This window comes from Rhodococcus sp. DMF-1 (assembly GCF_021441945.1).
GTDB lineage: Bacteria > Actinomycetota > Actinomycetes > Mycobacteriales > Mycobacteriaceae > Rhodococcus > Rhodococcus ruber.
On the sequence record NZ_CP090442.1, the window covers coordinates 1,005,773 to 1,030,343 of the forward strand.

The 24,571-nt window shown below is 71.1% G+C and carries 25 protein-coding genes and 1 tRNA gene; 13 read left to right on the forward strand and 13 right to left on the reverse strand.

What is annotated here, in order from left to right; all coding sequences use genetic code 11:
- The first annotated feature begins 7 nt into the window (after positions 1 to 7).
- Positions 8 to 658 carry a TetR/AcrR family transcriptional regulator gene (locus tag LZP97_RS04675; protein WP_017681078.1) on the forward strand — a complete coding sequence of 217 codons (651 nt, stop codon included), beginning with the start codon at positions 8 to 10 and terminating at the stop codon, positions 656 to 658.
- Positions 659 to 775: 117 nt separating this feature from the next.
- Here LZP97_RS04675 and LZP97_RS27250 read toward each other — a convergent pair whose 3' ends face one another.
- The 5 genes from LZP97_RS27250 to LZP97_RS04695 all read right to left on the reverse strand — a co-directional run bounded on the left by LZP97_RS27250 (position 776) and on the right by LZP97_RS04695 (position 4,198).
- Positions 776 to 898: a hypothetical protein gene (locus LZP97_RS27250; protein ID WP_010596345.1), complete on the reverse strand. Its 123-nt coding sequence runs from the start codon at positions 896 to 898 to the stop codon at positions 776 to 778.
- Positions 899 to 1,127: 229 nt separating this feature from the next.
- Positions 1,128 to 1,604: a hypothetical protein gene (locus LZP97_RS04680; RefSeq protein ID WP_017681079.1), complete on the reverse strand. Its 477-nt coding sequence runs from the start codon at positions 1,602 to 1,604 to the stop codon at positions 1,128 to 1,130.
- A gap of 86 nt (positions 1,605 to 1,690) precedes the next feature.
- Positions 1,691 to 2,611, reverse strand: a complete 921-nt coding sequence (locus LZP97_RS04685; protein ID WP_043822750.1) for an SGNH/GDSL hydrolase family protein — start codon at positions 2,609 to 2,611, stop codon at positions 1,691 to 1,693.
- A 22-nt stretch (positions 2,612 to 2,633) separates the two neighbouring features.
- Positions 2,634 to 3,473 carry an alpha/beta fold hydrolase gene (locus LZP97_RS04690; RefSeq protein WP_048773905.1) on the reverse strand — a complete coding sequence of 280 codons (840 nt, stop codon included), beginning with the start codon at positions 3,471 to 3,473 and terminating at the stop codon, positions 2,634 to 2,636.
- Between the two features lie 23 nt (positions 3,474 to 3,496).
- Positions 3,497 to 4,198, reverse strand: a complete 702-nt coding sequence (locus tag LZP97_RS04695) for a TetR family transcriptional regulator (RefSeq protein WP_010596349.1) — start codon at positions 4,196 to 4,198, stop codon at positions 3,497 to 3,499.
- A gap of 95 nt (positions 4,199 to 4,293) precedes the next feature.
- Between LZP97_RS04695 and LZP97_RS04700 the strand changes: the two genes are divergently transcribed.
- Genes LZP97_RS04700 through LZP97_RS04710 form a run of 3 tightly spaced genes read left to right on the forward strand, consistent with a single transcriptional unit; the run spans position 4,294 to position 6,873 of the window.
- Complete coding sequence (locus tag LZP97_RS04700) at positions 4,294 to 5,406, forward strand: ferredoxin reductase (protein ID WP_048773895.1); 1,113 nt, start codon at positions 4,294 to 4,296, stop codon at positions 5,404 to 5,406.
- A gap of 26 nt (positions 5,407 to 5,432) precedes the next feature.
- On the forward strand, positions 5,433 to 6,626 hold the full coding sequence (locus tag LZP97_RS04705) for a fatty acid desaturase family protein (protein ID WP_048773894.1): 1,194 nt from the start codon (positions 5,433 to 5,435) through the stop codon (positions 6,624 to 6,626).
- Between the two features lie 13 nt (positions 6,627 to 6,639).
- Positions 6,640 to 6,873 carry a hypothetical protein gene (locus tag LZP97_RS04710; RefSeq protein ID WP_017681084.1) on the forward strand — a complete coding sequence of 78 codons (234 nt, stop codon included), beginning with the start codon at positions 6,640 to 6,642 and terminating at the stop codon, positions 6,871 to 6,873.
- An 88-nt stretch (positions 6,874 to 6,961) separates the two neighbouring features.
- Here LZP97_RS04710 and gdhA read toward each other — a convergent pair whose 3' ends face one another.
- Positions 6,962 to 8,305, reverse strand: a complete 1,344-nt coding sequence (gene gdhA, locus LZP97_RS04715; protein ID WP_048773892.1) for an NADP-specific glutamate dehydrogenase — start codon at positions 8,303 to 8,305, stop codon at positions 6,962 to 6,964.
- A gap of 137 nt (positions 8,306 to 8,442) precedes the next feature.
- Positions 8,443 to 9,126: a GntR family transcriptional regulator gene (locus tag LZP97_RS04720; protein WP_017681086.1), complete on the reverse strand. Its 684-nt coding sequence runs from the start codon at positions 9,124 to 9,126 to the stop codon at positions 8,443 to 8,445.
- Between the two features lie 153 nt (positions 9,127 to 9,279).
- Between LZP97_RS04720 and LZP97_RS04725 the strand changes: the two genes are divergently transcribed.
- From LZP97_RS04725 to LZP97_RS04735, 3 genes are all read left to right on the forward strand, one after another.
- Entirely contained in the window at positions 9,280 to 9,450 is a 171-nt protein-coding gene (locus tag LZP97_RS04725; protein ID WP_161800554.1) for a hypothetical protein, read from the forward strand.
- Positions 9,447 to 10,838, forward strand: a complete 1,392-nt coding sequence (locus LZP97_RS04730; protein WP_048773891.1) for an FAD-binding oxidoreductase — start codon at positions 9,447 to 9,449, stop codon at positions 10,836 to 10,838. The genes LZP97_RS04725 and LZP97_RS04730 overlap by 4 nt, the downstream gene beginning before the upstream one ends.
- A 106-nt stretch (positions 10,839 to 10,944) precedes the next feature.
- Positions 10,945 to 13,287: a heavy metal translocating P-type ATPase gene (locus LZP97_RS04735; protein WP_048773889.1), complete on the forward strand. Its 2,343-nt coding sequence runs from the start codon at positions 10,945 to 10,947 to the stop codon at positions 13,285 to 13,287.
- Between the two features lie 54 nt (positions 13,288 to 13,341).
- On the opposite strand, the gene LZP97_RS04740 is transcribed toward LZP97_RS04735, so the two are convergent.
- Both LZP97_RS04740 and LZP97_RS04745 read right to left on the reverse strand, forming a co-directional pair.
- Positions 13,342 to 13,944, reverse strand: a complete 603-nt coding sequence (locus LZP97_RS04740; protein ID WP_048773888.1) for a hypothetical protein — start codon at positions 13,942 to 13,944, stop codon at positions 13,342 to 13,344.
- The gene (locus LZP97_RS04745; protein ID WP_010596356.1) at positions 13,931 to 14,449 is read right to left on the reverse strand and encodes a hypothetical protein; all 519 of its coding nucleotides are present in this window, start codon (positions 14,447 to 14,449) and stop codon (positions 13,931 to 13,933) included. The genes LZP97_RS04740 and LZP97_RS04745 overlap by 14 nt, the downstream gene beginning before the upstream one ends.
- Before the next feature lie 168 nt (positions 14,450 to 14,617).
- Between LZP97_RS04745 and LZP97_RS04750 the strand changes: the two genes are divergently transcribed.
- A complete protein-coding gene (locus LZP97_RS04750; protein ID WP_006554824.1) occupies positions 14,618 to 14,947 on the forward strand; it encodes a DUF6191 domain-containing protein in 330 nt (109 codons plus the stop codon).
- On the opposite strand, the gene otsB is transcribed toward LZP97_RS04750, so the two are convergent.
- From otsB to LZP97_RS04765, 3 genes are all read right to left on the reverse strand, one after another.
- Entirely contained in the window at positions 14,944 to 18,195 is a 3,252-nt protein-coding gene (otsB, locus tag LZP97_RS04755; protein WP_048773886.1) for a trehalose-phosphatase, read from the reverse strand. The genes LZP97_RS04750 and otsB overlap by 4 nt on opposite strands.
- Before the next feature lie 142 nt (positions 18,196 to 18,337).
- A complete protein-coding gene (locus LZP97_RS04760; RefSeq protein ID WP_029540205.1) occupies positions 18,338 to 18,619 on the reverse strand; it encodes a hypothetical protein in 282 nt (93 codons plus the stop codon).
- Positions 18,620 to 18,747: 128 nt separating this feature from the next.
- The gene (locus LZP97_RS04765; protein ID WP_017681093.1) at positions 18,748 to 18,915 is read right to left on the reverse strand and encodes a hypothetical protein; all 168 of its coding nucleotides are present in this window, start codon (positions 18,913 to 18,915) and stop codon (positions 18,748 to 18,750) included.
- 105 nt (positions 18,916 to 19,020) lie between these two features.
- On the opposite strand from LZP97_RS04765, the gene LZP97_RS04770 reads away from it, so the two are divergent.
- Complete coding sequence (locus tag LZP97_RS04770; protein ID WP_006554822.1) at positions 19,021 to 19,542, forward strand: NUDIX domain-containing protein; 522 nt, start codon at positions 19,021 to 19,023, stop codon at positions 19,540 to 19,542.
- Positions 19,539 to 20,408, forward strand: a complete 870-nt coding sequence (locus LZP97_RS04775) for an SDR family NAD(P)-dependent oxidoreductase (protein WP_006554821.1) — start codon at positions 19,539 to 19,541, stop codon at positions 20,406 to 20,408. The genes LZP97_RS04770 and LZP97_RS04775 overlap by 4 nt, the downstream gene beginning before the upstream one ends.
- A 147-nt stretch (positions 20,409 to 20,555) precedes the next feature.
- Here the strand turns inward: LZP97_RS04775 and LZP97_RS04780 are convergent.
- A tRNA-Arg gene (locus tag LZP97_RS04780) sits at positions 20,556 to 20,629 on the reverse strand.
- 159 nt (positions 20,630 to 20,788) lie between these two features.
- Here LZP97_RS04780 and LZP97_RS04785 point away from each other — a divergent pair.
- The 3 genes from LZP97_RS04785 to LZP97_RS04795 are packed head-to-tail and all read left to right on the forward strand — an operon-like array spanning position 20,789 to position 24,547.
- Complete coding sequence (locus tag LZP97_RS04785; RefSeq protein ID WP_040271681.1) at positions 20,789 to 21,670, forward strand: FAD binding domain-containing protein; 882 nt, start codon at positions 20,789 to 20,791, stop codon at positions 21,668 to 21,670.
- 4 nt (positions 21,671 to 21,674) lie between these two features.
- Positions 21,675 to 22,154, forward strand: coding sequence for a (2Fe-2S)-binding protein (locus LZP97_RS04790; RefSeq protein WP_003936856.1), 480 nt, complete (start codon positions 21,675 to 21,677; stop codon positions 22,152 to 22,154).
- Positions 22,151 to 24,547 (forward strand): aerobic carbon-monoxide dehydrogenase large subunit, encoded by a 2,397-nt coding sequence (locus LZP97_RS04795; RefSeq protein WP_040271682.1) that lies wholly within the window; start codon positions 22,151 to 22,153, stop codon positions 24,545 to 24,547. Before LZP97_RS04790 ends, LZP97_RS04795 begins: the two co-directional genes overlap by 4 nt.
- Positions 24,548 to 24,571 lie beyond the last annotated feature (24 nt).

The window sequence follows — 24,571 nt, forward strand, 5'->3', positions numbered from 1 at the left end:
CAGGAACATGGCGAGGCGCAGCGACCCGACCACCGGCCCCCGTGCCGCGATGATCCGCAGCGCGATCCGGCTCATCCGGGAGCGGGGCGTCGCCGCGACCTCGTTCGCCGACGTGCTCGCCCACAGCGGAGCGCCCCGCGGGTCGGTGTACCACCATTTCCCGGGCGGAAAGGCGCAGCTCGTCGAGGAGGCCACGCGCAGCGCCGCCGATCACCTGGGCGACGGGGTGACGCGGGTGCTGGAAGCCTCGGACACCTCCAGTGCGCTGCGGGCGCTCGCCGACCTGTGGCGCCGCGGGCTCGAGGACGGTGACTACGCGGTCGGCTGCCCGATCGTCGCGGCCGCCCTGGGCACCGAACGCGGCGCCCGCGACGTCGCAGGCGCCGCGTTCGAGACCTGGTGCGACCTGCTCGCCGACGCCCTCGTCGCGGACGGGGTCGGTCCGGAACGCGCACGGTCGCTGGCGGTGCTCGTCGTCGGCGCGCTCGAGGGCGCGCTGGTGCTCGCCCAGGCACAACGCAGCTCGGCGCCGCTCGACGCGGTGGTCGACGAGCTCACGGTCCTGTGCCGATCGGCGATCGACCCTGCTGTCGGGCCGTATTTCGGAAGTGTGGAATCACCAGGCCGTTCGGGCGGTGAGGCGTGTCGCGAGCGCTGAATGAGCGGAGATTCCGGAGAGGGTTCATCGAGGGAGGGCCCGGCACCGCTGCGACGGGGATCGAATGCCTTCTGTTGCAGCACACCGGCTGAGTGCTTCGAGTGTCAGCACCGTCGACTATTCGGTGGACTTGGGGTGCGCAGTGCCGGCGGCCTTGATCCACAGGGTGCGGCGAGCGGTGTCGACGAGATACCACAGCCGTCCGCCGGCGGTGACCTCGTACTGCCACTGCTCCGTCACCGTCCCGCCGTGCGCGGCGGTGGCCAGAGAGCCTTTGAGTTGATGGTGTCGCGAGGTCGGTGCCGGTGTCTCGGGGCGGGCGCGCAGCTCGTTCCACGCGGTGAGGGTGTTCGACGGCGCCTGCTGACACAGCGCTTCCCACCCTTGACGGCGTCGGTGGTGGCGAACCGTAACTCCCACCCGCCGGTGGGGTCGGCGGGCGGGGCGACCCGGTCACCGCGTTCGGGGCTCACGCAGCGCCCGGCGGGGAAACCACACCGTGGTCTTCGTCGGTGTCGGCGGCGAGCAGGGCCGCAAGGTCCGGGTCGGCCAGCGCTTCGGCGGTGTGCCGCCAGGCATCGATCACCTGTACCGCCGGGGCCGGGTTGTCGAGCGATTCTGCAGCGCGCAGCGTCGAGACCAGCTCGAGCACGAACTCCTGGACCTCCTCGCGGGAGAGGAACGTCACCCACGGGAACACCTCGGGCAGCACCTCGGTCACCAGCTCCCGCGCGCGGGTGTCACGTCGCATCACCGCCACGAACATCCGCGTCGTCACCGACGCCGCCGCGTGCTCGAGCTCCGCCCGCGCCGCGGTGGTGAGCACCAGGTCCTCCGCATCGCGCCGGCGCACCCGCAGCGACTGCGCCGGTGAGCGCCGGAGCCGCTCGACCGTGGCCTTGCCCCGCAACTGCAGGTCCGGGAACGACACCTCATCCATGCGCATACTTTAAAATTGCTTCTAAAGTCATGGTCTGTCGAGGCCCGCCACTCCTCGGATGGACCGAAGCGACGATCGCGATCCGGTCCGATCTAGTCCGCGATGGTGACCAGCACCTGTTCCGCGGCGTTGCGATGGCCGTCCGCGTTGGGATGGAGGGGGGCCGCCGGCTGGGACGGGAACAGGCCCTCGGTCCAGCGTTGCGCGGCCGGCTGGCACGCATCGTGCCCCACTGTGGACTCGCGCAGGTCGACGTAGTCGACACCCGCCGCGTCGGCCTGCTGCCGCATCGCGGCGTTGAGTCGGTCGATCTTGGCCTGCAGGTACGTCGCGTCGTCCGGCAGGATCGGCTGATCGGGATAGCAGCCGCCGTCCCGGATCCCGGTCGGGTAGCCGACCAGCAGGATGCGCGCCTGCGGGGCGCGGTCGCGGATCTCCTGCACGATCGCGCCGTAGGTCGGCGCGAAGTCGTCGATCGCGCGATCCACGAGATCGACGCCGTCGCGGACGTTCGCGGTCGCGCACAGGGGTCCGGCCGGTGCCGAGGCCCTTCCGGACGAGCGATCGAGCGCGAGACACGACCCGGCCAGGGCGACCAGGCCGATGTCGTTGCCACCGATCCCGACGGTGACCAGCTCGGTGTCGGGGGTGAGCGCCTCGTACTGGGCGGCCACAGTGGAGCCCGACGAGACTACTTGGGGCCCTGACAGGTTCGCTGTCGTCGCGGAACTGCACGACACGTCGCGGAAGTCCTCGATGCCGAGTGTCCGGGCCACGGCATGGGGATAGTTGCTGCCCGAGCGGGCGCATGCCGGGTCGACCCGGGGCGGGATCATCGGGCCTGCCGTGAACGAGTCCCCCAGGGCCACATAGGAACTGTAGGCCGGACCCGGATCGGACCCGGTCGACGCCCCGGACCCGGTCGACGGCCCGGGATCGGTGCAGGCCGCGGCCAGCACGGAGAAGGCGGCGGCCGCGACCGCGCCGAGCCGGCGGTGCCGTGCCGTGGTCACGGCGTCTCGTGCGGACATCCGCTCACGGCCGGTCGTCGATCCGGGCGAGGATCGCCTTCGCCAGCGCGTCCGGCGCCTCCTCGGGAACCCAGTGGCTGACGTCGTCGAGGACGACGAATTCGTATGGCGCTTCGACGAACTCGCCGCAGCGCTCGGCGCCCGCCCGGCCGAGGGCCGAATCCGCTGTGCTCCACACGTAGGTGGTGGGCACCCGCACCGGCGCGAGTTCGGCGAACTCGCGTGTCATGGCGCGGTACCAGTTGAGCGTGGCGGTCAGGGCGCCGGGCTCGGACAGCACGCGCACGTACTCGTCGATCGACTCGGAGCTCACCCGGTCGCCGTACATCGCGCGCAGCCGACGAGCTTCGTCCTCGAGCAGGACGTGCTCGGCCTTTCCCTCCTGCCGGAGCAGCTTGATGTAGGCCGCGCGGGCCTGCTGATCGGCGTCCTCGCGCAGGGCCCAACCGTAGGCCGCGGGGTGCGGCACCGACACCGCGGTCAGGGTCGTGATGCGGTCGGGGTGGTGTGCCGCGACCTGCCAGGCCACGGCCGCCCCCCAGTCGTGCCCCACCAGGTGGGCCCGGTCGAGCCCGGTCGCGTCGAGCAGCCCGACGACGTCGCCGACGAGCAGGTCGACGGTGTAGGCCGCCACTACGTCCGGGCGGGCACCGGGGGAGTAGCCCCGCTGGTCGGGCGCGAGTACCCGGAGTCCCGCCTCCGCGAGCTGCGGGGCGACGGACTCCCAGCTGCGGGCGGTCTCCGGGAAGCCGTGCAGCAGCACGACCGGCGTGCCGTCGACGGGCCCGGCGGTGTGGACGTCGAAGGTGAGGTCTCCGAGGGTGACGCGCGTGGTCTCGAACATGGCGCCCACCGTACGGGTTGCCGTCAGCGGTGGGTAGGTCTCCAGGCCCCCATGCCGAGAACGATGAGACGCATCTGTTTCTCGGCGCGCGCCAGGACCTCGGCTTCCGCCGGTCCGCCGGGCCGGTCCACGTCGAGCAGTTCGAGCACCACCTCGAGCATGGCGGTCACCAGCAGGTCGGCCGCCATCTCCAGGTCGTCGACCTCCCAGTCCGCCATGCCGGGCATGCGGGAGAGGTCGACGGAGAGTTCGCTGGTGATCAGCCGCAATTCGACGGTGACGGTGCGCGCGACGGCCGGTTGCCCGCCGTGGCGCTCGCGGGCGAGGAACCGGAACGCCTGTTCGTGGGCGCGGACCTGCCGCACCAGGGTCTCGAGCGATGCTCGCGCCGAGGACGGGCCGCGCGCACGCCGGGCCTCGCGCAGCAGCCGGCGGAGCATGCGCATGGTGTCGGCGGCGAGCGCGACGCCGAGTTCTTCCATCGAGTCGAAGTGGCGGTAGAACGCCGTGGGCACGATTCCGGCCCGACGGGCCACCTCGCGCAGGCTCACCGTGGCGAAGCTGCGATCGGCCGAGAGCTCGAGCGCGGCGTCGAGCAGGGCCTGGCGGGTGCGCTCCTTGCGCGCAGCCCGCGTCGCGGGTTCGGGAACGGGGGCTGCGGACACGGGTTCGAGTCTAGGCAGTGCGGTGAACCGGTGGCCGGGGACGGGGGTGACGGCGGCCACATCGACGTTGACAGCGGGCCGGGCGGGCCTGGCACACTGAGTTCAGTGCACGTTTGTACACTGAAATTGGAGACTCGCTCGAGAGGAGCGACGCCATGACACTGCTTCATCGCGCCCGACGCGCCGCGGGGCCGGATATCGGACGAAAAGCCCTGATCAAGGCGCTGAACGTGCTCTCCGCCCCGCATCACCCGGACCGGTACCTCGAACTGGCCGATCCTCTCCTGGCCCTGCAGCGCACCCGGGCCCGAATCACGCATGTTGACCGAACCGTCCCCGGGTCGGTGACGCTCGAGCTGCATCCGGCCCGGCCCCTCGGGTTCCGGGCCGGCCAGCACGTGCAACTCGGCGTGGTGGTGGACGGCGTGCGGCACAGCCGCACCTACTCGCCGGTCGGTTCCCAGCATCGCCCCGACGGACGCATTCAGCTCACCGTCGGGGTGCGGCCGGACGGTGTCGTCTCACGGCACTTGCACGAGCACGCCGCCGCGGGCGACGTCGTCGACCTCGCGGCCGCCGCCGGCGAGTTCTGCCTGCCCGCGCAGCGGCCGGACCGGCTCGTGCTCGTCAGCGGCGGCAGCGGCATCACTCCGGTGCTGTCGATGCTGCGCACCCTCGCCGACGAGGGCCATTCCGGGACCGTCGCCTTCCTGCACTACGCGCCGACCGCCGCGCACGTGCCGCACCGGGAGGCCATCGAATCCCTGGCCGACGCCCACCCCGGTATCGACGTGACCTTCGGCTACACCCGGGCGGCGGACGGTGCCGTGCGAGGCCACTTCGAGCGGGACCATCTCGAGCAGGTCGCACCCTGGTTCGCCGGCGCGCCCGCCTACGTCTGCGGCCCGGCAGCCCTCGTCGACGGCGTGCGGGCGGTCTACGGTGACGCCGACGCCACGCATCTGCTGCACACCGAGCAGTTCACGCCGCCCGCGGTGGTCCGCGACGACGACGCGAGCGGCACCGTGACCTTCGCTGCCTCCGGGATCCGCGCCGACAACAGCGGCGTCACCGCCCTCGAGCAGGCCGAGGCGGCCGGACTCACCCCGGAGCACGGCTGCCGCATGGGAATCTGCCACTCCTGTACGGTGACCCGGCTGTCCGGCTGCACCCGCGACGTGCGCACCGGCGAGACGGACGACGAGCCCGGCGCCGAGGTGCAGATCTGCGTCAACGTCCCCCTCGGCGACGCGGCCTTCGACCTCTGACCCCATCGAAACACCTGGAGGACAGCATGTTCGGTTTGTCCCTTCCCCTTCCCGCATTCCTGGCCGGCCGTCGCGAACCCGACCCGGCACCGGTCGTGCTGCGCCGCGAGCAGGTCGAGGAGATCGGCCGCGAACTCGACGCGCTGCGCGAACGCACCGTCGCCTCGCTCGGCGCGGCCGACCGTGAGTACATATATCGCATCGTCGGGACGCAGCGACGCTTCGAGATCGCCGGTCGCGCACTGTTGTTCGTGGGCTTCCTGCCGCCGGCCTGGGTGGCGGGCGTGGCGGCGCTGAGTGTGTCGAAGATCCTCGACAACATGGAGATCGGCCACAATGTGATGCACGGCCAGTACGACTGGATGCGGGAACCGGAACTGAACTCCCGCAACTTCGAGTGGGACACCGTATGTCCCGCCGACCAGTGGCGGCACTCGCACAACTTCCTGCACCACACCTACACCAACATCCTCGGCATGGACCGCGACGTCGGCTACGGCATCCTTCGGATGGACCCGGCGCAGCGCTGGCACCCGTACTACCTCGGCAATCCCGTCTACGCGACGGCACTGATGCTGTTGTTCGAGTGGGGCGTGATGCTGCACGACGCCGAGGTCGAGAACGTGGTCGCCGGCAAACGGAGCTGGCGCGACGTGATCCCGCTCGCCAGGGGCTGGTGGCGCAAGGCGCGTGGCCAGGTGGTCAAGGACTATGTCGCCTTCCCGCTGCTGTCCGGGCCGATGTTCGTGCCGGCGCTGCTCGGCAACGTCGCCGCGAACCTCGTCCGCAACGTGTGGGCCTTCTCCATCATCTTCTGCGGGCACTTCCCGTCGGGGGTGCAGTCCTTCACCGAGGAGGAGACCGCGCACGAGACCCGCGGCGAATGGTATGTGCGCCAGTTGCTCGGCAGCGCGAACATCACCGGCACGCCGTTGTTCCACATCATGTCCGGCAACCTCTCGCACCAGATCGAGCACCACCTGTTCCCGGACCTGCCTGCGCACCGGTACCCGGAGCTGGCACCCCAGGTGCGGGAGCTGTGCGAACGGCACGGCCTGCCCTACAACACCGGCGGACTGCTCGCCCAGGTCGGTTCGGTGTGGCGCAAGATCGTGAAGCTGGCCCTGCCGCCGAGTTGGGTCACGGAGGAGCCCACGACGTCGGTGCTCATCGAGCGCAGCGTGCCGGTCGCGGGTACCCTCGCCCACGACAGCGCCTGAAGGGGGTACCGCCATGGTGGGTAGGTTCGAACGCAACAAGGACACGTTTCAGGAACTGACCGAATCCGCGGCGACGCACGTCGGCAATATCGCCGGCATCATCACCGGCGCGGTCCGGGAGGTCACCCGCGAAATCGGGGACTGGATCAGCGACGGCATCGAGATGCGCGAAGCCGCCCGCAAGGCCGGCGCCGACGACGAGCGCGGAGCGGGTCCGTCGTCCGAGCCTTCCGGCGGGCAGGTGTAGCACACGGACCGATCCGAGAACGCAGAGACGGCGAGGGGCGGGCACCGGAATCCGGGTGCCCGCCCCTCGCCGTCGGCGTGGGTTCGGGTCAGATGACGCCGAGCGCGAACATCGCGTCGGCCACCTTCACGAAGCCGGCGATGTTGGCGCCGTGGACGTAGTCACCGGGCTTGCCGTACTCGGCGGCGGTGTCCACGCAGTTCTGGTGGATGTCGCGCATGATGCCGGCGAGGCGCTCGTCGGTGTAGTCGAAGTGCCACGAGTCGCGGGAGGCGTTCTGCTGCATCTCGAGGGCGGAGGTCGCCACGCCGCCGGCGTTGGCGGCCTTGCCCGGGGCGAACGCGACGCCCGCCTCGCGGAACACCGCGATGCCGCCGGGGGTGGTGGGCATGTTCGCGCCCTCGGCGACGACGCGCACGCCGTTGTTCACCAGGGTCTTCGCGGCGGTCTCGTCCAGCTCGTTCTGGGTGGCGCAGGGGATCGCGACGTCGCACGGCACGTCCCAGATCGAACCACCGGGGAAGTACTGCGCGTCGGGACGCTCGTCGACGTACTCGCTGATGCGGCCGCGACGGACTTCCTTGATCTCCTTGAGCAGCTCGAGGTCGATGCCGTTCTGGTCGACGATGTAGCCGGAGGAGTCGGAGCAGGCGATGGCGATGCCGCCGAGCTGGTGCACCTTCTGGATCGCGTAGATCGCCACGTTGCCCGACCCGGAGACGACGACCTTGCGACCCTCGAGCGAGGAGTTCACGGACTTGGCCATCTCCGCCACGAAGTAGGCGACGCCGTAGCCGGTCGCCTCCTTGCGCACCTGCGAACCGCCCCAGGTCAGACCCTTGCCGGTGAGGACGCCCGACTCGTAGGAGTTGGTCAGGCGCTTGTACTGGCCGAACAGGTAGCCGATCTCGCGTCCGCCGACGCCGATGTCGCCGGCCGGGACGTCGGTGTACTCGCCGACGTGGCGGTGCAGCTCGGTCATGAAGGACTGGCAGAAGCGCATGACCTCCTGCTCCGACCGTCCCTTGGGGTCGAAGTCCGAGCCGCCCTTGCCGCCGCCGATGGGCAGGCCGGTGAGGGCGTTCTTGAAGATCTGCTCGAACCCGAGGAACTTCACGATGCCGAGGTTGACGCTCGGGTGGAAGCGCAGGCCGCCCTTGTACGGACCGAGCACGCTGTTGTACTGCACCCGGAAGCCGCGGTTGACGTGCACGTTGCCCTGGTCGTCGGTCCACGGCACCCGGAAGATGATCTGCCGCTCGGGTTCGGTGAGCCGCTCGATGAGTCCGGATTCGAAGTACCGGGGGTGGCGCTCGAGAACGACGTGCAGGGACTCGAACACCTCGGCGGCTGCCTGATGGAACTCGGGTTCACCGGCGTTGCGCGCCTTCACCTGTTCGTAGATCTCTGCAATGCGGTCCGCGGTCGACACGCTCACCTACCTGACTGTGAGGAGACTGTTACATGGCGTTAACACGTTGATTCTAGGCGCAGCCACGAGAGGTCCCGTAGAGGGGTGGCGAGCACCCACATGCGTGCGGCGTCGGCCCGGCACGGCGGGGGAGGTGGTTACGCAGGCTCCGGGAGGGTGGCTTCCGGACCCGGGCTGCCGCCGAGTGCGGCGACGAGGCGTTCCCGTGCGCGTCCGAGGTGGCGGGTGATCGCCTCGACCGCCGCCTCGCCGTCGCCGCTCAGGACGGCGTCGAGAATCTGCTGGTGTTCGGCGGCGATGCTCGCGGTGGTGAGCAGTTGTTTGCCCTGCACCTGCACCATGCACAACCGGACCTCGGACACGAGCGAACCGAACATGCGGCTGGTGCGCGGGCTGCCCAGCGCGTCCACCAGAGCGGCGTGGAAGCGCATGTCGGGATCGACGACGGTGAGCGGGTCCCCCTCGGTCATGGCGGCGATCTCGGCATTGGCAGCCGACGCCGCCGCCGGCACCGTGCGGGTCTCGGCCAGCGCCCGCAACACCACGGATTCCAGGTGGGCTCGGGTGCGGTAGATGTCGCGCACGTCGTCGGGACCCAGGTGGGGCACGCGGGCGGTCTTGTGGACACTGCGCTGCAGCAGACCCTCGCCCACGAGCTTCTCGATGGCCGCCTTGGCGGTCGGCCTGGCGACCTCGTAGGCGCGCGAGACCTCGGCCTCGGTGAGCGCATCCTCGTGTGTCAGCTCGCCGGCGAAGACCCGTCGGCGGAGTTCGAGGGCGAGGGCGTCGACGATCGACAGGGCTTCGACGCGTCCGGCCAACGCTCCGCTCCTTCCGGCTCTCCGCGCACCCGCACGGACCTGCACGAATCCCTGCATTCTTGCACGACGCCGCACATGCATCCTTGACACGCTTGTGTACTTGTCTGACAATTCTTCCCGATCGGCGGCAGGCCTCACGACGAGAGGGCGTTCATGGACCAGCAGACACTCGACCCGACCGGCGGTTCCCTCGCCTGGTCGGCCGTGACCGGCCAGGCCGGGGCCGTCGTCCCGTGCCGCCTGATCGACTGGAGCCTCGGGTCGCTCGGGTTCCCCGTCGCCTACCGGCAGCCCACCCCCGTTCTCGATCGGACGGTCCCGTGAACGCCGGCGCCGTAACTTCTGTCCCCGGCACCGGGCAGGCCGTTGCCGCACTCGTCGCCGCCGTCGGCGACGCCGTCGTCACCGATCCGGACCGGATGCTCGCCTACCGGCGCGACCAGTCGCTGCTCACGCCCGCCGGGACGCCGCTCGCGCTGGTCCGGGCCCGGGACGCCGACGACGTCGTCGCCACCCTGACCGTCGCGCACCGGCACGGCATCCCCGTCGTCACCCGCGGCGCCGGCACCGGCCTCGCGGGCGCGGCCAACGCCCTCGACGGCGGCATCGTGCTCAGTGTCGAGAAGATGAACGCCATCCTCGACATCGACACCGAATCACGCACCGCCACAGTGCAACCCGGCGTGATCAACGGTGATCTCGCCGCCGCGGCCGCCGAGCGGGGGTTGTGGTACGTGCCGGATCCCGGCAGCCGCGCCGTCTCCACCATCGGCGGCAACCTCGCCACCAACGCCGGCGGCACCTGCTGCGCGAAGTACGGCGTCACGGCCGACCATGTCGCCCGCATCAAGGCGGTGCTCGCCGACGGGCAGATCATCCACACCGGCGCCACCACCCGGAAGAACGTGGCGGGACTGAACCTCACGCAACTGCTCGTCGGCTCCGAGGGCACCCTCGCCGTCATCGTCGAGGCCACGGTGCGGCTGCGCGCCGCCGCAACCGCGGCCGCCACGGTGGTCGCGAGCTTCCCGGGCACCGCGCACGCAGTCGCTGCGGTCCTGGCCATCCGTGAGCAGGCCGAACCGTGCCTCGTCGAACTGATGGACCGGACCACCATCGCCGCCGTCGACGACATGACGCACATGGGCCTCGACCGCACGGCCGGCGCACTGCTGCTCGTCCAGTGCGACGGGCGCGACGCCGCCGCCGAGGCCCGGGTGTGCGCGCTGGCCTGCACCGCGGCGGGCGCGACGGAGGTGTACGACACCGCCGACCCGGTCGAGGGGGAGGAATTCATGGCCGCGCGGCGGGTGGCGCTCACCGCGCTCGAGCGGTGTGGCAGCACCCTGCTCGACGACCTGGCCGTCCCCGTGCCCCGCCTGCCCGAGATGCTCGCCGCCATCGAGGCGATCGCCGCGCGGCACGACCTGCTCATCGGCACGTTCGGGCACGCGGCGGACGGAAACCTGCACCCCACCATCGTGTTCGACGCCGCCGACGAGGCCGTCGCGCGACGCGCCCGGCAGGCGTTCGACGAGATGGTCGCCGAATGCCTGGCGCTCGGCGGGTCGATCAGCGGTGAGCACGGCATCGGAGTGCTCAAGCAGCCGTACCTCGAAACACAGGTCGGCCCCGTCGAGCGCGCCCTCATGCACCGCGTCAAGGCGGCGTTCGACCCGACCGGGATCCTCAACCCGGGACGCGGGATCTGACGGGACGGCGACCCGGGACCGACTTCCGTCCCTACCGGCCGACGGCTGAGGGTGGCACGGTGAAGGTCGACACAACGGCCCAGGTGCGGAACGGGAGACTGCGGCAGTGGCGACGCAACCGGAATCCGCGCGGCGGGAGAAGCTTCGCCGTGCCTTCGAACCCACGCTGCTCGCCGTCACCCTCACCGCCCTGACGGTCGGGGGCATCGCGTGGCTTCTCGACGCGCACGCCGTCGCCGACGCGTGCTGGATCGCCGGCACCGTCGTCGCGATCGTCCCCGCCACCTGGTGGGTGATCGATGCGCTGCGGCGCGGACGCGTCGGGGTGGACCTGATCGCGGTGCTGTCCCTGGTCGGCACCCTGCTCGTCGGCGAATACGTCGCCGGGGCGCTCATCGGCGTGATGCTCGCCTCCGGGCAGGCCCTCGACGCGGCCGCGGAACGTCGTGCCACCAAGGACCTGCGTGCCCTGCTCGAGCACGCCCCGCACACCGCCCGTCGCCGCGTCGGCGACGAGGTGGAGGTCGTGCCGCTCGGCGACGTGGTGCCCGGAGACACCCTGGTCGTGGGGCCAGGGGAGGTGGTGCCGGTCGACGGCTGGGTCGCCTCCGAGCTCGCGGTGCTCGACGAGTCGGTCCTCACCGGCGAACCGATGCACGTGCAGCGCCGCACCGGGGAGGCCGTACGCAGCGGCGTCGTCGCTGCCGGCGGCGCCTTCGAGCTCCACGCCCGCGCCACCGCCGAGGACAGCACCTACGCCGGCATCGTGCGCCTGGCCCGCGAGGCCGCCGCCGAGAGCGCCCCGGTGGTGCGGATCGCCGACCGGGTCGCCGCGTGGTTCCTGCCGCTGTCGCTGACGGTGGCGGGGCTCGCGTGGCTGATCAGCGGCTCGGCCACCCGCGCCGTCGCCGTGCTGGTGGTGGCGACCCCGTGCCCACTTCTGCTCGCCGCGCCCGTCGCGATCGTCTCCGGTCTCTCCCGCGCTTCGCGTCTGGGGGTGGTGATCCGCAGTGGCGGCGCACTCGAGAACCTCGGGCACGCGACCACCCTGGTGATGGACAAGACGGGAACGCTCACCAGTGGCCGGCCCGCCGGCACCGACATCGTCACCGCACCCGGCGGCGACGGCACCGAGGTGCTGCGCCTGGCGGCGTCCGCCGATCAGCTGTCCCCGCACGTGCTCGCCGAGGCGATCGTGCAGGAGGCGAAGATGCGCGGGCTGCCCCTGTCGCTGCCCACCGACGTCGCCGAGCAGGCCGGTACCGGCGTGGCCGCGACCGTCGACGGCCACCGCGTCACCGTCGGCAGCCTGGTCCTGCCCGACGACGCGCCGGGCTGGGCGCGGGCGGTGCTCAGCCGCGCCGCCCTCGACGGCGCCGTCGTCGCCTGGGTCACCGTCGACGGCGATCTGGCCGGCGCCCTGCTGCTCGTGGACCCCCTGCGCCGCGACGCCGCGCGCACCCTGCGGCGGCTGCGCGCGGCCGGCCTGGACCGGCTGGTCATGCTCACCGGCGACCGTCGCGAACCGGCCGAGGAGATCGGCTCCGTCCTCGGCCTCGACGGCGTGTACGCCGAGCAGACCCCGGCCGACAAGGTGAACGGCGTCCGTGCCGAGCGGGAGGCGGCGGTCACGGTGATGGTCGGCGACGGCGTCAACGACGCACCGGCCCTCGCCGCGGCGACCGTCGGAGTCGCGATGGGTGCCCGCGGATCCACGGCGAGCTCGGAGGCGGCGGACATCGTGCTCACCACCGACCGGCTCGACCGGCTCGCCGACGCCATGGAGATCGCCCGCCGCTCCCGGCGCATCGCCGTGCAGAGCGCGGTCGTCGGGATGAGCCTGTCGCTGGTCGCCATGGGATTCGCCGCGTTCGGATACCTGCCCCCCGCGGTGGGTGCGCTGCTGCAGGAGGGCATCGACGTCGCGGTCATCCTCAACGCGCTGCGCGCCCTACGCGGCGACCGGGACCGGGAGCTGGCGCTGCCCGACGACACCGAGGCGATGCTGCACCGGTTCTCGGCCGAACACGACGTCCTGCGCGACGACCTGTCGCTCCTGCGCGACACCGCCCAGCTGCTCGCCTCCGGTGATCTGCCCGCCGCTCACACCGCGCTGCGCCGCACCGACACGTTCCTGTTCGACACGCTGCTGCCGCACGAACGGGCCGAGGACACCGAGCTGTACCCGGCGCTCGCGGTCCCGCTCGGCAGTGGGGAGGCGACCGCGACGATGAGCCGGATGCACGCCGAGATCGACCGCCTCAGCCGCCGCATGCGTACACATCTGGCGCAGGCCGACGCCGCCGGCGCGCTGAGCCCGGACCAGTGCGACGACCTGCTCGCCTGCCTGTACGGGCTGCACGCGCTGCTGCGGCTGCACTTCGTGCAGGAAGAGGAGAACTACTTCACCCTCGCCCCCGAGGCCGAACGGCCGGACGACTCGGCCTGACCGGCGCGGGCGGCCGGTTGCGGCGGCTCACACCCTGTTCCGCCGGTGCGATGTCTACGAGGGGACTTCCGGTCGGCGCCGGGCCTCGGCCGCGATCATCGACAGAATCGGCCGTGCCATGGCCCGCACGAACGGTCCGACCGCCGTCCAGTATCGGCGGAAGAGTCTGCGGGCGCGTTCGTCGGTGCCGTGCACCCGGATCTCGGTGAGCAGGACGCAGGTCCGCGCGTCATACGGTAGGACGGTGAAACTCCATGTGCCGACCCCGCATTCGGGAACCGAGATGCTCGACAGGGGCGTGCCGGGATCCCAGTCGACACGGCCGTACCCCGGCTCCCACCACCGGCCGACGAAGCCGAGCACGAGTTCGCGCCCCGGTTCCTCGGCGACCACCTCGAAGCCGCCCTGCGGACCGATCAGGTCCCCGAGACGGACCGCGCGGCGCGCCCGCACCGTCCGGTGCCGCGGCGCGCGCACGGCGTCGAAGGCCATCCGGGCCAGATTGGGGGCGGCGATCACCGGGGATCGCATGAAGTCGATGCGGCGGATCGCGGCGAACGTGTCCCCGGCGGGGGCGTCGACCACCCGCGCGCGTACGACCCGTTGCTCGAAAACCGGCAGCTGCCGGTCGGTCGCAGTGGAGTCACCGTCCGGCATTGTTGCTCCTCGGGAGCTGCGCCGTCCGATTCGCCGACAGCTGCCGGACCATCACCCAGCGCGCGACGAGGTAGCCGAGGACACCGCCGTAGACGGCCTTCAGCACCAGGAACCATCCCGTCGACAGCCCGGACACACCGAGCAGGTGCAGCACCCAGATCGCGAGCACGGAGACGGCCGCGGCGGCCGCCCCGAGCGACAGACCCAGAGACCAGGTCCCGGACGGCAACCGCGACAGCCACCGACCGGCCTGCGGGGCGTCTGCGGTGGTTGCGTCGAGCCCTCCGCGCAGCGCCCGACGCACCCCGGCGGCGGAGAACCCGGCGACGAGCACGGAGAGGATGATCGCGGTCAGCGCGATGTCGACGACGATCCCGTCCGCGGACCACAGCGGCACGAAGGACGTGCCGCGCTTGCCCGCCCACGCCAGCAGTGGATTGACGACGACGTTCACCAGGCCGGTGACGACGGCCTGCTTCCGGACATACGAGGCAGCAGAATCCACGGCCCATCCTCCCGATCCCGGCCCGCGGGAGCGGGCTCGTTCTCATCGTGAACCGCGGAACCGTGCTCGTTCCAGGGCCGTTGGTCCCGAGAGGGCGGCGCCGACGGGGCGTGGACGGGACTCGGCGCTCTATCCTCGGACATGTCGGCCGCCGCCCCGAGGAGAGTCATGTATCTGCTGGCAGGTGCCGTCGCGCTCGTCGTCGCCGTGCTGCTGCTCGATCGGCTCGGGCTGTGGGCGGAGCGTCGAGGCTGGGTCTACTGGCGCAAGAATCGGCCACCGGCGAACGGAGCCGGTGCCGCGGGTCTTTTCGGTGAGATGCAGGCGCTGTTCTCGCCCTCGCACCGGCACGTGATCGACGAGGGCCGCTCCAGGCAGATGTCGCGGTCGGACACGGCCGCGGGGGAAACCGAACGGATGATCCTCGACCTGCACGCGGGAACCGTGGCGATCGACGTTCGCGGTCGCGCGCCGCAGGGCGGTCCGTCGTCGCACTAGCTCAGGCGAACCGTGCCTCCCGGCTGCAGATGCGCGACGCGGCCGCGGCATTCGATCTCGATCGGCGCCTGGTTCCCGGGGCCCGCGCTCACCTGGACCTCTCTGCCTTTGATGCGCAGGCGAAGACGGTAACCCCGGTAGAAGATGGGGAACTCCAGGGCGCCCAGCGGCTCGGGCCACTGCGGGGAGAACACGAGCCGGCCGCCGCGGGTTTCGAGGCCGGGGACGCACCGCTGCAAGAAGTCGACGCTGCCGGCCATGGCCGCGAGATGAATGCCCTCCATGGTGGTGCCGCCCTGGATGTCGGCGATGTCGGCCTTCAGCGCCTGGTAGAAGTAGTCCACGGCCTCGTCCCGGTGGGCTCGGGCCAGCACCCAGGAATGGACCACCCCGCTCAGGGTGGAGCCGTGCGAGGTTCGCGCCATGTAGTAGTCGATGGTCCGCGGGATCTCCTCGGTCGGGAACCGGTAGCCGAGCCGTTCGAGCAGTTCCTGCAGTTCGTCGGCGGACAGCAGATAGAACAGCATCAGCACGTCGGCCTGCTTCGACGCCCGGTAACAGTTGACGTCGTCGCCTTCGGCCTCGAGGATCCGGTCGAGTCGCTGGATGTCGCCGTAGCGGCGCCGGTAGCCGTCCCAGTCCAGCTCGGCGAGCTCGTCGTACCCCTCGAACTGGCTGAGGACACGGTCGTGGAACGGGACGAACATCTTGCGTGTGATGTCCTCCCAGCGTGTCGTCTCCTGCGCGTGCAGCCCCAGCGCCTGGGTCAGATACGAGCGGATCTGCAGCGGGAGCAGGTCGAGTGTCTCCAGCGCCCGCAGGATCACCCAGACCGACATGACGTTGGTGTACGCGTTGTTGTCGATCCCGTCGTACGGGGCGCCGGGGTAGCCGGAGTGGAACTCGTCGGGGCCGATGACTCCCCGGATGCTGTACCGGTCGCGAGTCTCGTCGTAGGACGCGAGGTCGGCGTAGAAGCGGGCGATCTCGACGAGCATCTCGGCGCCGTACTCGATCAGGAACTCCAGGTCGCCGGTGACCTGGTAGTACTGCCACACGTTGTAGGCGATCGCGATGCCGATGTGGTGCTGGCGCCGGCTCGGATCCGGGTTCCACCGCCCGGATCTGGGGTTGAGGTGGAGCTGCGGGCTCTCCTCGCGGCCGTCGCTGCCCGACTGCCACGGGAACATCGCGCCCCGGTGCCCGGCTTCGCGTGCCATCCGGCGCGCCTCCCGCAGGCGACGGTAGCGGTAGCGCAGCAGCGACCGGGTCAGCGCGGGCAGCCGCAGGTTGAGCACCGGGAACACGAACAGCTCGTCCCAGAAGACGTGCCCGCGGTACGCCTCACCGTGCAGCCCACGGGCCGGCACGCCCACGTCGAGGTCGGTGGTGTTCGCGGAGACGGTCTGCAGCAGATGCAGAAGATGGAACCGGACGACGCGCAGGGCGTGGCCGTGACCCGGACCCTCGTAGTCGATGCCCAGGTGATCCCACAGGTATCCCCAGGCGAGCACGTGGCCGTCGAGCAGTTCGTCGAACCGGCCCAGCCGGGGGAGCCACCGCGCGGCTTCGTCGGCCGGTTCGGACACCGCCGGGTCACGTCCGGTGAACACCGTCACGATCTTCTCGAGCGTCACGGCCCGGTCGGGGTCGACGTCGACGACGATCTCGTGTCCGATCCGGTCGCCGCCGTCGACCAACCGGCACTCGGCCGCAACCGGTTCCCCGCCGCACCACACCGTGTGCCGGGCCGCCATCGCCACCGGGATCCGCGACTGGTTGGTCTGCACCGCCAGCAGCACCGAGTCGGCCGACAGGGCGGTGGACTGCAGCGGCCCGAGGTGCTCGTCGGCGAGGGCGCGGTAGCGCTCGACGAGGGAGTTCCGGACCGTGCCGTCCAGCAGGGAACGGATCTCGAGCCGGCCCGACCAGTCCTCGGCCGCGATCGTCGTCTCGAGGGCGCAGGCGTGCGGGACGTTCATGGCGACGAACCGCCGCTGCCGCACCGAGGTGGTGCGGCCCGCGGCGTCGCGGAAACGCAGCCGCCGGGTGAGGACAGCGCGGCGCAGATCGAGGTACTGGTGGTAGTCGAGCAGTTCGGCCGAGTCGAGGTCGAACCACTGCCCGCCGTCGACGCGGAAGGTCACCGGCAGCCAGTTCGGCAGGTTCACCAGACTCTCGTGGTCGACGATGCTCCCCGAGACCTCGTCGTCGAGCCGGTTGAAGATGCCGGCCACGTAGGTGCCGGGGTAGTGCACGCCGTCGGCCCGGGATTCGGGAGCGCAGCCGCGGGTGGCGAAGTAGCCGTTGCCGACCGTGCAGAGGGCCTCGCGCAGCTTCTCGGTGGACGGGTCGTAACCGTCGAAGAACATCGTCCAGGCGTCGTCCGGGGGCGGCGCGATCCCCGGGTCGCTGCCGAGCAGATCCGCCAGCCGCTGCAGGATCTCGCGAACCCGGTCCGGGCCGTCGACCGCGAACTGGGCCGTCGACCGCCGGTCACCCTCCCCGGGGTGGCGCACGACGACGCCGATCCCGGTCGACGTCAGGGCCCCGAACGCCTCGTCGCCGGTGAGGTCGTCGCCGATGTAGACCGGCATGGGGTCGCCTGCGCCGCGGACGTGCTCGAGTACCCAGGCCACCGCCCGTCCCTTGTCCCACTCGACGTCGGGGCGCAGTTCGGTGACCCCGCGTCCGTGCGTGACCCGCAGCGGGCCGTCCCGGCCGGCCGCATCGCGCACCGCCGCGAGGACCTCATCCATCCGGTCCCCGGCGACGTGGCGATGATGAACGGCGACGGTGAAACGCTTGGGCTCGACCAGAACGCCGGGCACGGCGGCCAGGCTGTCCCGGAGGGCGACGGCGAGCTGCCCGAGGTCGGGCACCGCGCGATCGGCGGCCTCGTGCCGGTGGTACGTGCCGTCCGGACCCATGAGCTCGAAACCGTGGCTACCCGCGTACCAGAGGCCGGGCACGCCGACCCGCGCCTGCAGGTCGGCCACATCGCGGCCGCTGATCACGCCGACCGGGCAGTACCGGGCGAGCCGGGCGAGCTCCTCCGCCGCGCCGTCCACGAGGGTGGCCGCACTGGGATCGTCCGCGAGGTGGGCGAGGGTGCCGTCGAAGTCCAGGAACACGGCGTAGCGGCGGGTGCGCAGCATGGCGGTCGCCTGGTGCCGGGATGCCAGGGCGTCCGGGATTTCCGACAGCCGGCGGTCACGGGGACGCGGTTCGACCGTGGGGGTGGTCATCGGCTCGGCTCGGATGATGAGTGCATGGCAGTCTGTCCCTCGGCGCCGTTGCGGAACAGGCCCACAGGAGTTTTCCCGATTCTACGATGTGCTCGCCGGTGGGCAGGCCCGTTTCGATGCGGCCCGCCGCCGGTCGGGTCGGCTACGACCAGGTCCTCGGGTTGAAGACGACGTAGAACCAGGCATTCGCCGCGGGATCCCACGAACACGACACGAGGACGACAGCACCGATGGACCGATCGAACGCCTCGGCCTTGGAGCAGACGGCGCTGCCTTCCGGCCCCGCGAATTCGGCGCGGTAGAGCGGACCGATGCGCCACGGCGCCGCAGCGGCGGTCCCGGGTCCCACGGTGGCACCGAGGACGACCGGGGCGGCGACCAGACCGGCGAGGGCGGCGGCCCGGCGGGCGACCTTCTTCGACACGAGGACTCCTTCGGTTCGGGAACGGTCCCGGCAGCCTGTCGCGTCCTCCGCCGGAACCCGCCCCTCGATGATCACCGGCGGACACCCGCCGCGCAGGCGTTCGCCCGAACCGGCACCGCTGTCCGGAATCAGACCTCCAGCTGCTCGGCCTCCTCGATCGCCGCCTGCAGCTGGTCCAGTAGCGCTCGGGCCTGCGCGATGTCGAGAGCGACACCGAGGCCTTCCGGCAGGTCGAGCACGACGCCGGGTCCGTTCGCGCGGGCGGTGACGGGATGATCGCCGGTCGTATCGGTCACGGCTGGGTCCTTCCGGTTCGGGGGCACGGTTGCCGGGTCTCAGTCTGCCCGGAGGAACTACCGTGTGGGTGCGGGCGCACAGGCCGGTGCCGGAAAGGTGGATCGATGGCTGTCACGAGCGCCGGGATTCTGCTGTACCGGATCGACGATGCCGGTGTGCTCGAGGTGTGGATCGTGCATCCGGGCGGCCCGTACTGGACCGGCAAGGACGAGGCGGCCTGGTCGATTCCCAAGGGTGTGTACGGCGAGGACGAGGATCCGTTCGCCGTGGCGCTACGGGAATTCGAGGAGGAATGCGGAATGCCCGCGCCCTCGGTGGACTACGAGATGCTCGGGCGGTTCAAGCAGCCCTCCGGGAAGATCGTCACCGTCTACGCCGCCGAGACCGCCGCGGAGCTGGCCTTCCTGGGCAGCAACACCTTCGATCTGGAGTGGCCGCCGCGGTCCGAAAAGGTGCAGAGCTTTCCCGAGGTGGACGACGCCCGCTGGTTCCCGCTCGCCGTCGCGGACGTCAAGCTCGTGAAGGGGCAGCGCCCGATCCTCGCCCGGCTCGGCGAGCGGGTGCACGCGGCCGGCCGGGCGTCCGCGGGGACGTCCAGCAGCGGAACGGAGGACGCGGGTACGTGAGCAAGACCGTGCTGATCACCGGGGGAGGGCGGGGACTCGGCCGGGTCACGGCCGGGAAGCTCGCCGCCCGAGGGCACAACGTCCTGCTCACCGCGCGTACCCGGGCTGCCGCGGAGGACGCCGTCGCGGCGATACGGCGGGAGCATCCCGGTGCGCGAGCCGAGCCCCGCTGGGTGGACCTGTCCTCCCTCGAACAGGTCCGCTCCTTCGCCGTCGCGGAAGCCGCGCGGGGCGCACCGATCGACGTGCTGTTCCACATCGCCGGAATTCTGCAGACGAGCAAGCAGCGCCGGCTCACCGTCGACGGGTACGAGGAGACGGTGGCCGTCAACGTCCTGGCCCCGTTTCTGCTCACCCGCCTGCTCCTACCGGCACTCGAACGCAGCGAGGCCGCGCGCGTCGTCACCGTCGGCTCGCGGCTGCATCTGCCCGGATCCCGCGGTGCGCCGGTCGACTTCGACTTCGCCGACGTCCAGCTCGAGCACGGGTACCACCCCGATCGGGCGTACAAGAATTCGAAGCTGGCGGTGCTGTGGTTCACCTACGAGCTCCAGCGCCGCCTCGAGGGGCGTCCGATCACCGCGAACGCCGTGTGCCCCGGTTTCGTGCCCACCACCGCTGCGGCGAGCACCCGCGGTCTCATGCGGCTGTTCATGGCGCACGTGTTGCCGCACATGCCGTTCGCCACGTCCGTCGACGCGGCCACCGACTCGCTGGTGTTCATGGCCGTCGACCCGTCGCTCGACGGAATCGGCGGCCGGTTCTTCGGCGAGTGCCACGAGATCGACTCCAGCCCGCAGTCCCACGACGTCGCTCAGGCCCGGCGGTTCTGGGAACTCGCCGAACGCCTCACCCGCGCGGCGTGACCGCACAGCCCGCGACCGGCACAGACGCGCGGGCGCCAGTCAACCGCGGCGACTATCGGGGCCGCGGCTGACTGGGAACGCCGCGGATACTGGACCCCGGCCGGAGGCCGGCAGTGTCACCGCGGCCGGAGGCCGGCAGTGTCACGGTGCCCCCGGCAGGACTCGAACCTGCGACCTAGAGATTAGAAGGCTCTTGCTCTATCCAGCTGAGCTACGGAGGCGCGGCCAGAATCTTAACTGTTTGCCGGTGCGTGCCCGACCGAGGCCCCGCCGCTGCCGGCGCGGTGGGCGCGTGCGTCCCGATCGGGCGGCGAATCCGCCCGTCGCGCCGCGAGCGCGGGCATACACTCCGTAGGTAGCTGAAATGTGAGGTATGCCACATGCAAGTACCTTCGGCTTTCGAATACGAGCGCGCCACCGGCATCGAACACGCCATCGCTCTACTGGACGAACGCGGCGAGGAAGCCCGAGTCGTCGCTGGTGGGCACAGTCTCCTGCCGATGATGAAACTGCGGCTCGCCGGCCCCGAGTGTCTGATCGACATCAACGACCTGGCCGGCGAGCTCGGCTACATCGCCGTCGAGCCCGACGTCGTGCGGATCGGCGCGCTGGCGCGGCACCGCGAACTCCTCGAAAACGAGGCGCTCGCCGAGATCTTCCCGATCTTCCGCGACGCCGAACGCGTCATCGCCGACCCCGTGGTGCGCAACCGCGGCACGATCGGCGGGTCGCTGTGCCAGGCCGACCCCGCCGAGGACCTGTCCACCGTGTGCCAGGTCCTCGACGCATCGGTCGTGCTGCGCGGTCCGCGCGGCAGCCGGACGCTGACGATGGAGGAGTTCCACCTGGGCCCCTACGAGACGACCGCCGCCGCCAACGAACTGCTCGTCGAGGTCCGGCTGCCGCGACGGGGCCGCGGGTCGAGCGCCTACGCCAAGGTCGAGCGACGAACGGGGGACTGGGCGATCGCCGCCGCCGGCGCGGCGGTGTGGATGAGCGACGGCGCCATCGACGACGCGCGCGTCGGCCTCACCGCGGTCCGGGCGGACGCGCAGGCCCTGGCCGGCATCTCCGACCGGCTGCGCGGCGCGACGCCGTCCGAGGACCTCTACCGCGAGGCCGGCGAACTCGCCGCCGCCGCGAGCGACCCGGTCGCGGATCAGCGCGGCACCGTCGACTACAAACGCCACCTCGCCGCGGAGCTCACGGTGCGGACCCTGCGCCGCGCCGTCGAGCGGCTCACCACCTCCGAAAGGGGTTGACCCGATGCGTGTTTCGATGACCGTCAACGGAGACGAGGTCAGTGCCGAGGTGGAACCGCGGCTGCTGCTCGTCCACTTCCTGCGCGATCACCTCGGCCTGACCGGCACGCACTGGGGCTGCGACACCAGCAACTGCGGCACCTGCGTCGTCGCGGTCGACGGCGAGCCCGTCAAGTCGTGCACCATGCTCGCTGCCATGGCGAGCGGCCACGACGTGCGCACCGTCGAGGGACTCGAGCGCGACGGCGTGCTCGACCCCGTCCAGGAGGGCTTCATGCGCTGCCACGGGCTGCAGTGCGGCTTCTGCACCCCCGGCATGATGATCACCGCCCGCGCCCTGCTCGACCGCAACCCGGACCCCGACGAGCAGACCATCCGCGAGGCGATCTCCGGGCAGATCTGCCGCTGTACCGGCTACACCACCATCGTGCGGTCCGTCCGCTGGGCCGCCGAACACCCCGCCACCGAGAAGGCGCCGTCATGACCGCCGTCGACCCGACCCCCGAGCTGCTCGACACCGTCGACAACGACGAGAAGCCGTGCGGCCACGGCCGCATGCTGCGCAAGGAGGACCCGCGATTCATCCGCGGCCACGGCCGCTTCGTCGACGACGTGCAACTACCCGGCATGCTGCACCTGGCGATCCTGCGCTCCCCGGTCGCGCACGCGAAGATCCTCGGCATCGACACCAGCGCCGCGCAGGCCCACCCGAAGGTGCGGGCCGTCGTCACCGGCGCCGACCTCGCGGACAAGGGCCTGGCCTGGATGCCGACCCTGTCCAACGACGTCCAGGCCGTCCTCGCCACCGACAAGGTCCGCTTCCAGGGCCAGGAGGTCGCCTTCGTCGTCGCCGAGGACCGGTACTCCGCCCGCGACGCCCTCGAACTCATCGACGTCGAGTACGACATCCTCGATCCGGTCGTCGACGTCCGTCGTGCCCTCGCACCTGAGGCCCCGGTGATCCGCACCGACCTCGAGGGCAAGACCGACAACCACTGCTTCGACTGGGAGACCGGGGACGCCGCCGCCACCGAAGCCGCGTTCGCGAAGGCCGACGTGATCACCCGGCAGGAGATGGTCTATCCCCGGGTGCACCCGGCGCCGATGGAAACCTGCGGTGCCGTGGCCGACTACGACCGGATCACCGGCAAGCTCACGCTGTGGTCGACGAGCCAGGCGCCGCACGCCCACCGCACCCTCTACGCCCTCGTCGCGGGTCTGCCCGAACACAAGATCCGGGTGATCGCCCCGGACATCGGCGGCGGGTTCGGCAACAAGGTGCCCATCTATCCCGGGTACGTCTGCGCGATCGTCGCGTCCCTCGTCACGGGCAAGCCGGTCAAGTGGATGGAGGACCGCAGCGAGAACCTGGTGAGCACCGGCTTCGCCCGCGACTACGTGATGGTCGGTGAGATCGCAGCGACCCGCGAGGGGAAGATCCTCGCGATCCGCACCCAGGTCCTCGCGGACCACGGCGCGTTCAACGGCACCGCCGCCCCGGTGAAGTACCCGGCCGGCTTCTTCGGGGTGTTCACCGGCAGCTACGACATCGAGGCCGCCTACTGCCACATGACCGCCGTCTACACCAACAAGGCGCCCGGCGGCGTGGCCTACGCGTGCTCGTTCCGCATCACCGAGGCCGTCTACCTCGTCGAGCGGCTCGTGGACTGCCTGGCCTACGATCTCGAGCTCGATCCGGTGCAGCTGCGGCTGCAGAACCTGCTGCGGCCCGAACAGTTTCCGTACACCAGCAAGACCGGATGGAAGTACGACTCCGGCGACTACGCGACCACCCTGCGCAAGGCGGCGGAGATGGTCGGGTACGAGGAGTTGCGCCGCGAGCAGGCCGAGCGCCGCGCGCGGGGCGAACTGATGGGCATCGGCGTGGCGTTCTTCACCGAGGCCGTCGGTGCCGGCCCCCGCAAGGACATGGACATCCTCGGTCTCGGCATGGCCGACGGCTGCGAGCTGCGCGTGCACCCCACCGGCAAGGCGGTGGTGCGGCTGTCCGTGCAGACCCAGGGCCAGGGGCACGAGACGACGTTCGCGCAGATCGTCGCCGAGGAACTCGGCATCCCACCCGAGGACATCGACGTCGTGCACGGCGACACCGACAACACCCCGTTCGGTCTCGGCACCTACGGCAGCCGGTCCACCCCGGTCTCCGGCGCGGCCGCCGCCCTCGTCGCGCGCAAGGTCCGCGACAAGGCCCGGATCATCGCCTCCGGCATGCTCGAGGTGTCCGTCGCCGACCTCGACTGGACCAAGGGCTCCTTCCACGTCAAGGGCGATCCGACCGCGTCGGTGACCATCCAGGACATCGCGATGCGGGCGCACGGCGCGGGCGATCTGCCCGAGGGTGTCGAGGGCGGACTCGAGGCCCAGATCTGCTACAACCCCGAGAACCTCACCTACCCGTACGGGGCGTACTTCTGCGTCGTCGACGTCGACCCCGGCACGGGTGAGGTGACGGTCCGCCGATTCCTCGCCGTCGACGACTGCGGCACCCGCATCAACCCGATGATCATCGAGGGCCAGGTCCACGGCGGACTCGTCGACGGCATCGGGATGGCGCTGATGGAGATGATCGAGTTCGACGAGGACGGCAACTGCCTCGGCGGCTCGCTCATGGACTACCTCATCCCCACGGCCATGGAGGTGCCGCACTTCGAGACCGGGTTCACCGTCACCCCGTCGCCGCACCACCCGATCGGCGCCAAGGGCATCGGCGAGTCCGCGACCGTCGGCTCGCCGCCCGCCGTGGTCAACGCCGTCGTCGATGCCCTGCGCCCCTTCGGGGTGCGGCACGCCGACATGCCGCTGACCCCGTCCCGGGTGTGGGAGGCGATGCAGGGCCGGCCCACCCCGCCGATCTGACCCACCGGCCCGAACCAGGGAGAG

What these genes read in the sequence shown, in the direction of transcription:
- LZP97_RS04675 (WP_017681078.1), top strand. Translation starts at nt 8, where the DNA reads ATGGCGAGGCGCAGCGACCCGACCACCGGCCCCCGTGCCGCGATGATC.
- LZP97_RS04680 (WP_017681079.1), bottom strand. Translation starts at nt 1,604, where the DNA reads ATGCGCATGGATGAGGTGTCGTTCCCGGACCTGCAGTTGCGGGGCAAG.
- LZP97_RS04690 (WP_048773905.1), bottom strand. Translation starts at nt 3,473, where the DNA reads ATGTTCGAGACCACGCGCGTCACCCTCGGAGACCTCACCTTCGACGTC.
- LZP97_RS04700 (WP_048773895.1), top strand. Translation starts at nt 4,294, where the DNA reads ATGACACTGCTTCATCGCGCCCGACGCGCCGCGGGGCCGGATATCGGA.
- LZP97_RS04705 (WP_048773894.1), top strand. Translation starts at nt 5,433, where the DNA reads ATGTTCGGTTTGTCCCTTCCCCTTCCCGCATTCCTGGCCGGCCGTCGC.
- LZP97_RS04710 (WP_017681084.1), top strand. Translation starts at nt 6,640, where the DNA reads ATGGTGGGTAGGTTCGAACGCAACAAGGACACGTTTCAGGAACTGACC.
- LZP97_RS04725 (WP_161800554.1), top strand. Translation starts at nt 9,280, where the DNA reads ATGGACCAGCAGACACTCGACCCGACCGGCGGTTCCCTCGCCTGGTCG.
- LZP97_RS04740 (WP_048773888.1), bottom strand. Translation starts at nt 13,944, where the DNA reads ATGCCGGACGGTGACTCCACTGCGACCGACCGGCAGCTGCCGGTTTTC.
- LZP97_RS04750 (WP_006554824.1), top strand. Translation starts at nt 14,618, where the DNA reads ATGTATCTGCTGGCAGGTGCCGTCGCGCTCGTCGTCGCCGTGCTGCTG.
- otsB (WP_048773886.1), bottom strand. Translation starts at nt 18,195, where the DNA reads ATGACCACCCCCACGGTCGAACCGCGTCCCCGTGACCGCCGGCTGTCG.
- LZP97_RS04770 (WP_006554822.1), top strand. Translation starts at nt 19,021, where the DNA reads ATGGCTGTCACGAGCGCCGGGATTCTGCTGTACCGGATCGACGATGCC.
- LZP97_RS04785 (WP_040271681.1), top strand. Translation starts at nt 20,789, where the DNA reads ATGCAAGTACCTTCGGCTTTCGAATACGAGCGCGCCACCGGCATCGAA.
- LZP97_RS04790 (WP_003936856.1), top strand. Translation starts at nt 21,675, where the DNA reads ATGCGTGTTTCGATGACCGTCAACGGAGACGAGGTCAGTGCCGAGGTG.
- LZP97_RS04795 (WP_040271682.1), top strand. Translation starts at nt 22,151, where the DNA reads ATGACCGCCGTCGACCCGACCCCCGAGCTGCTCGACACCGTCGACAAC.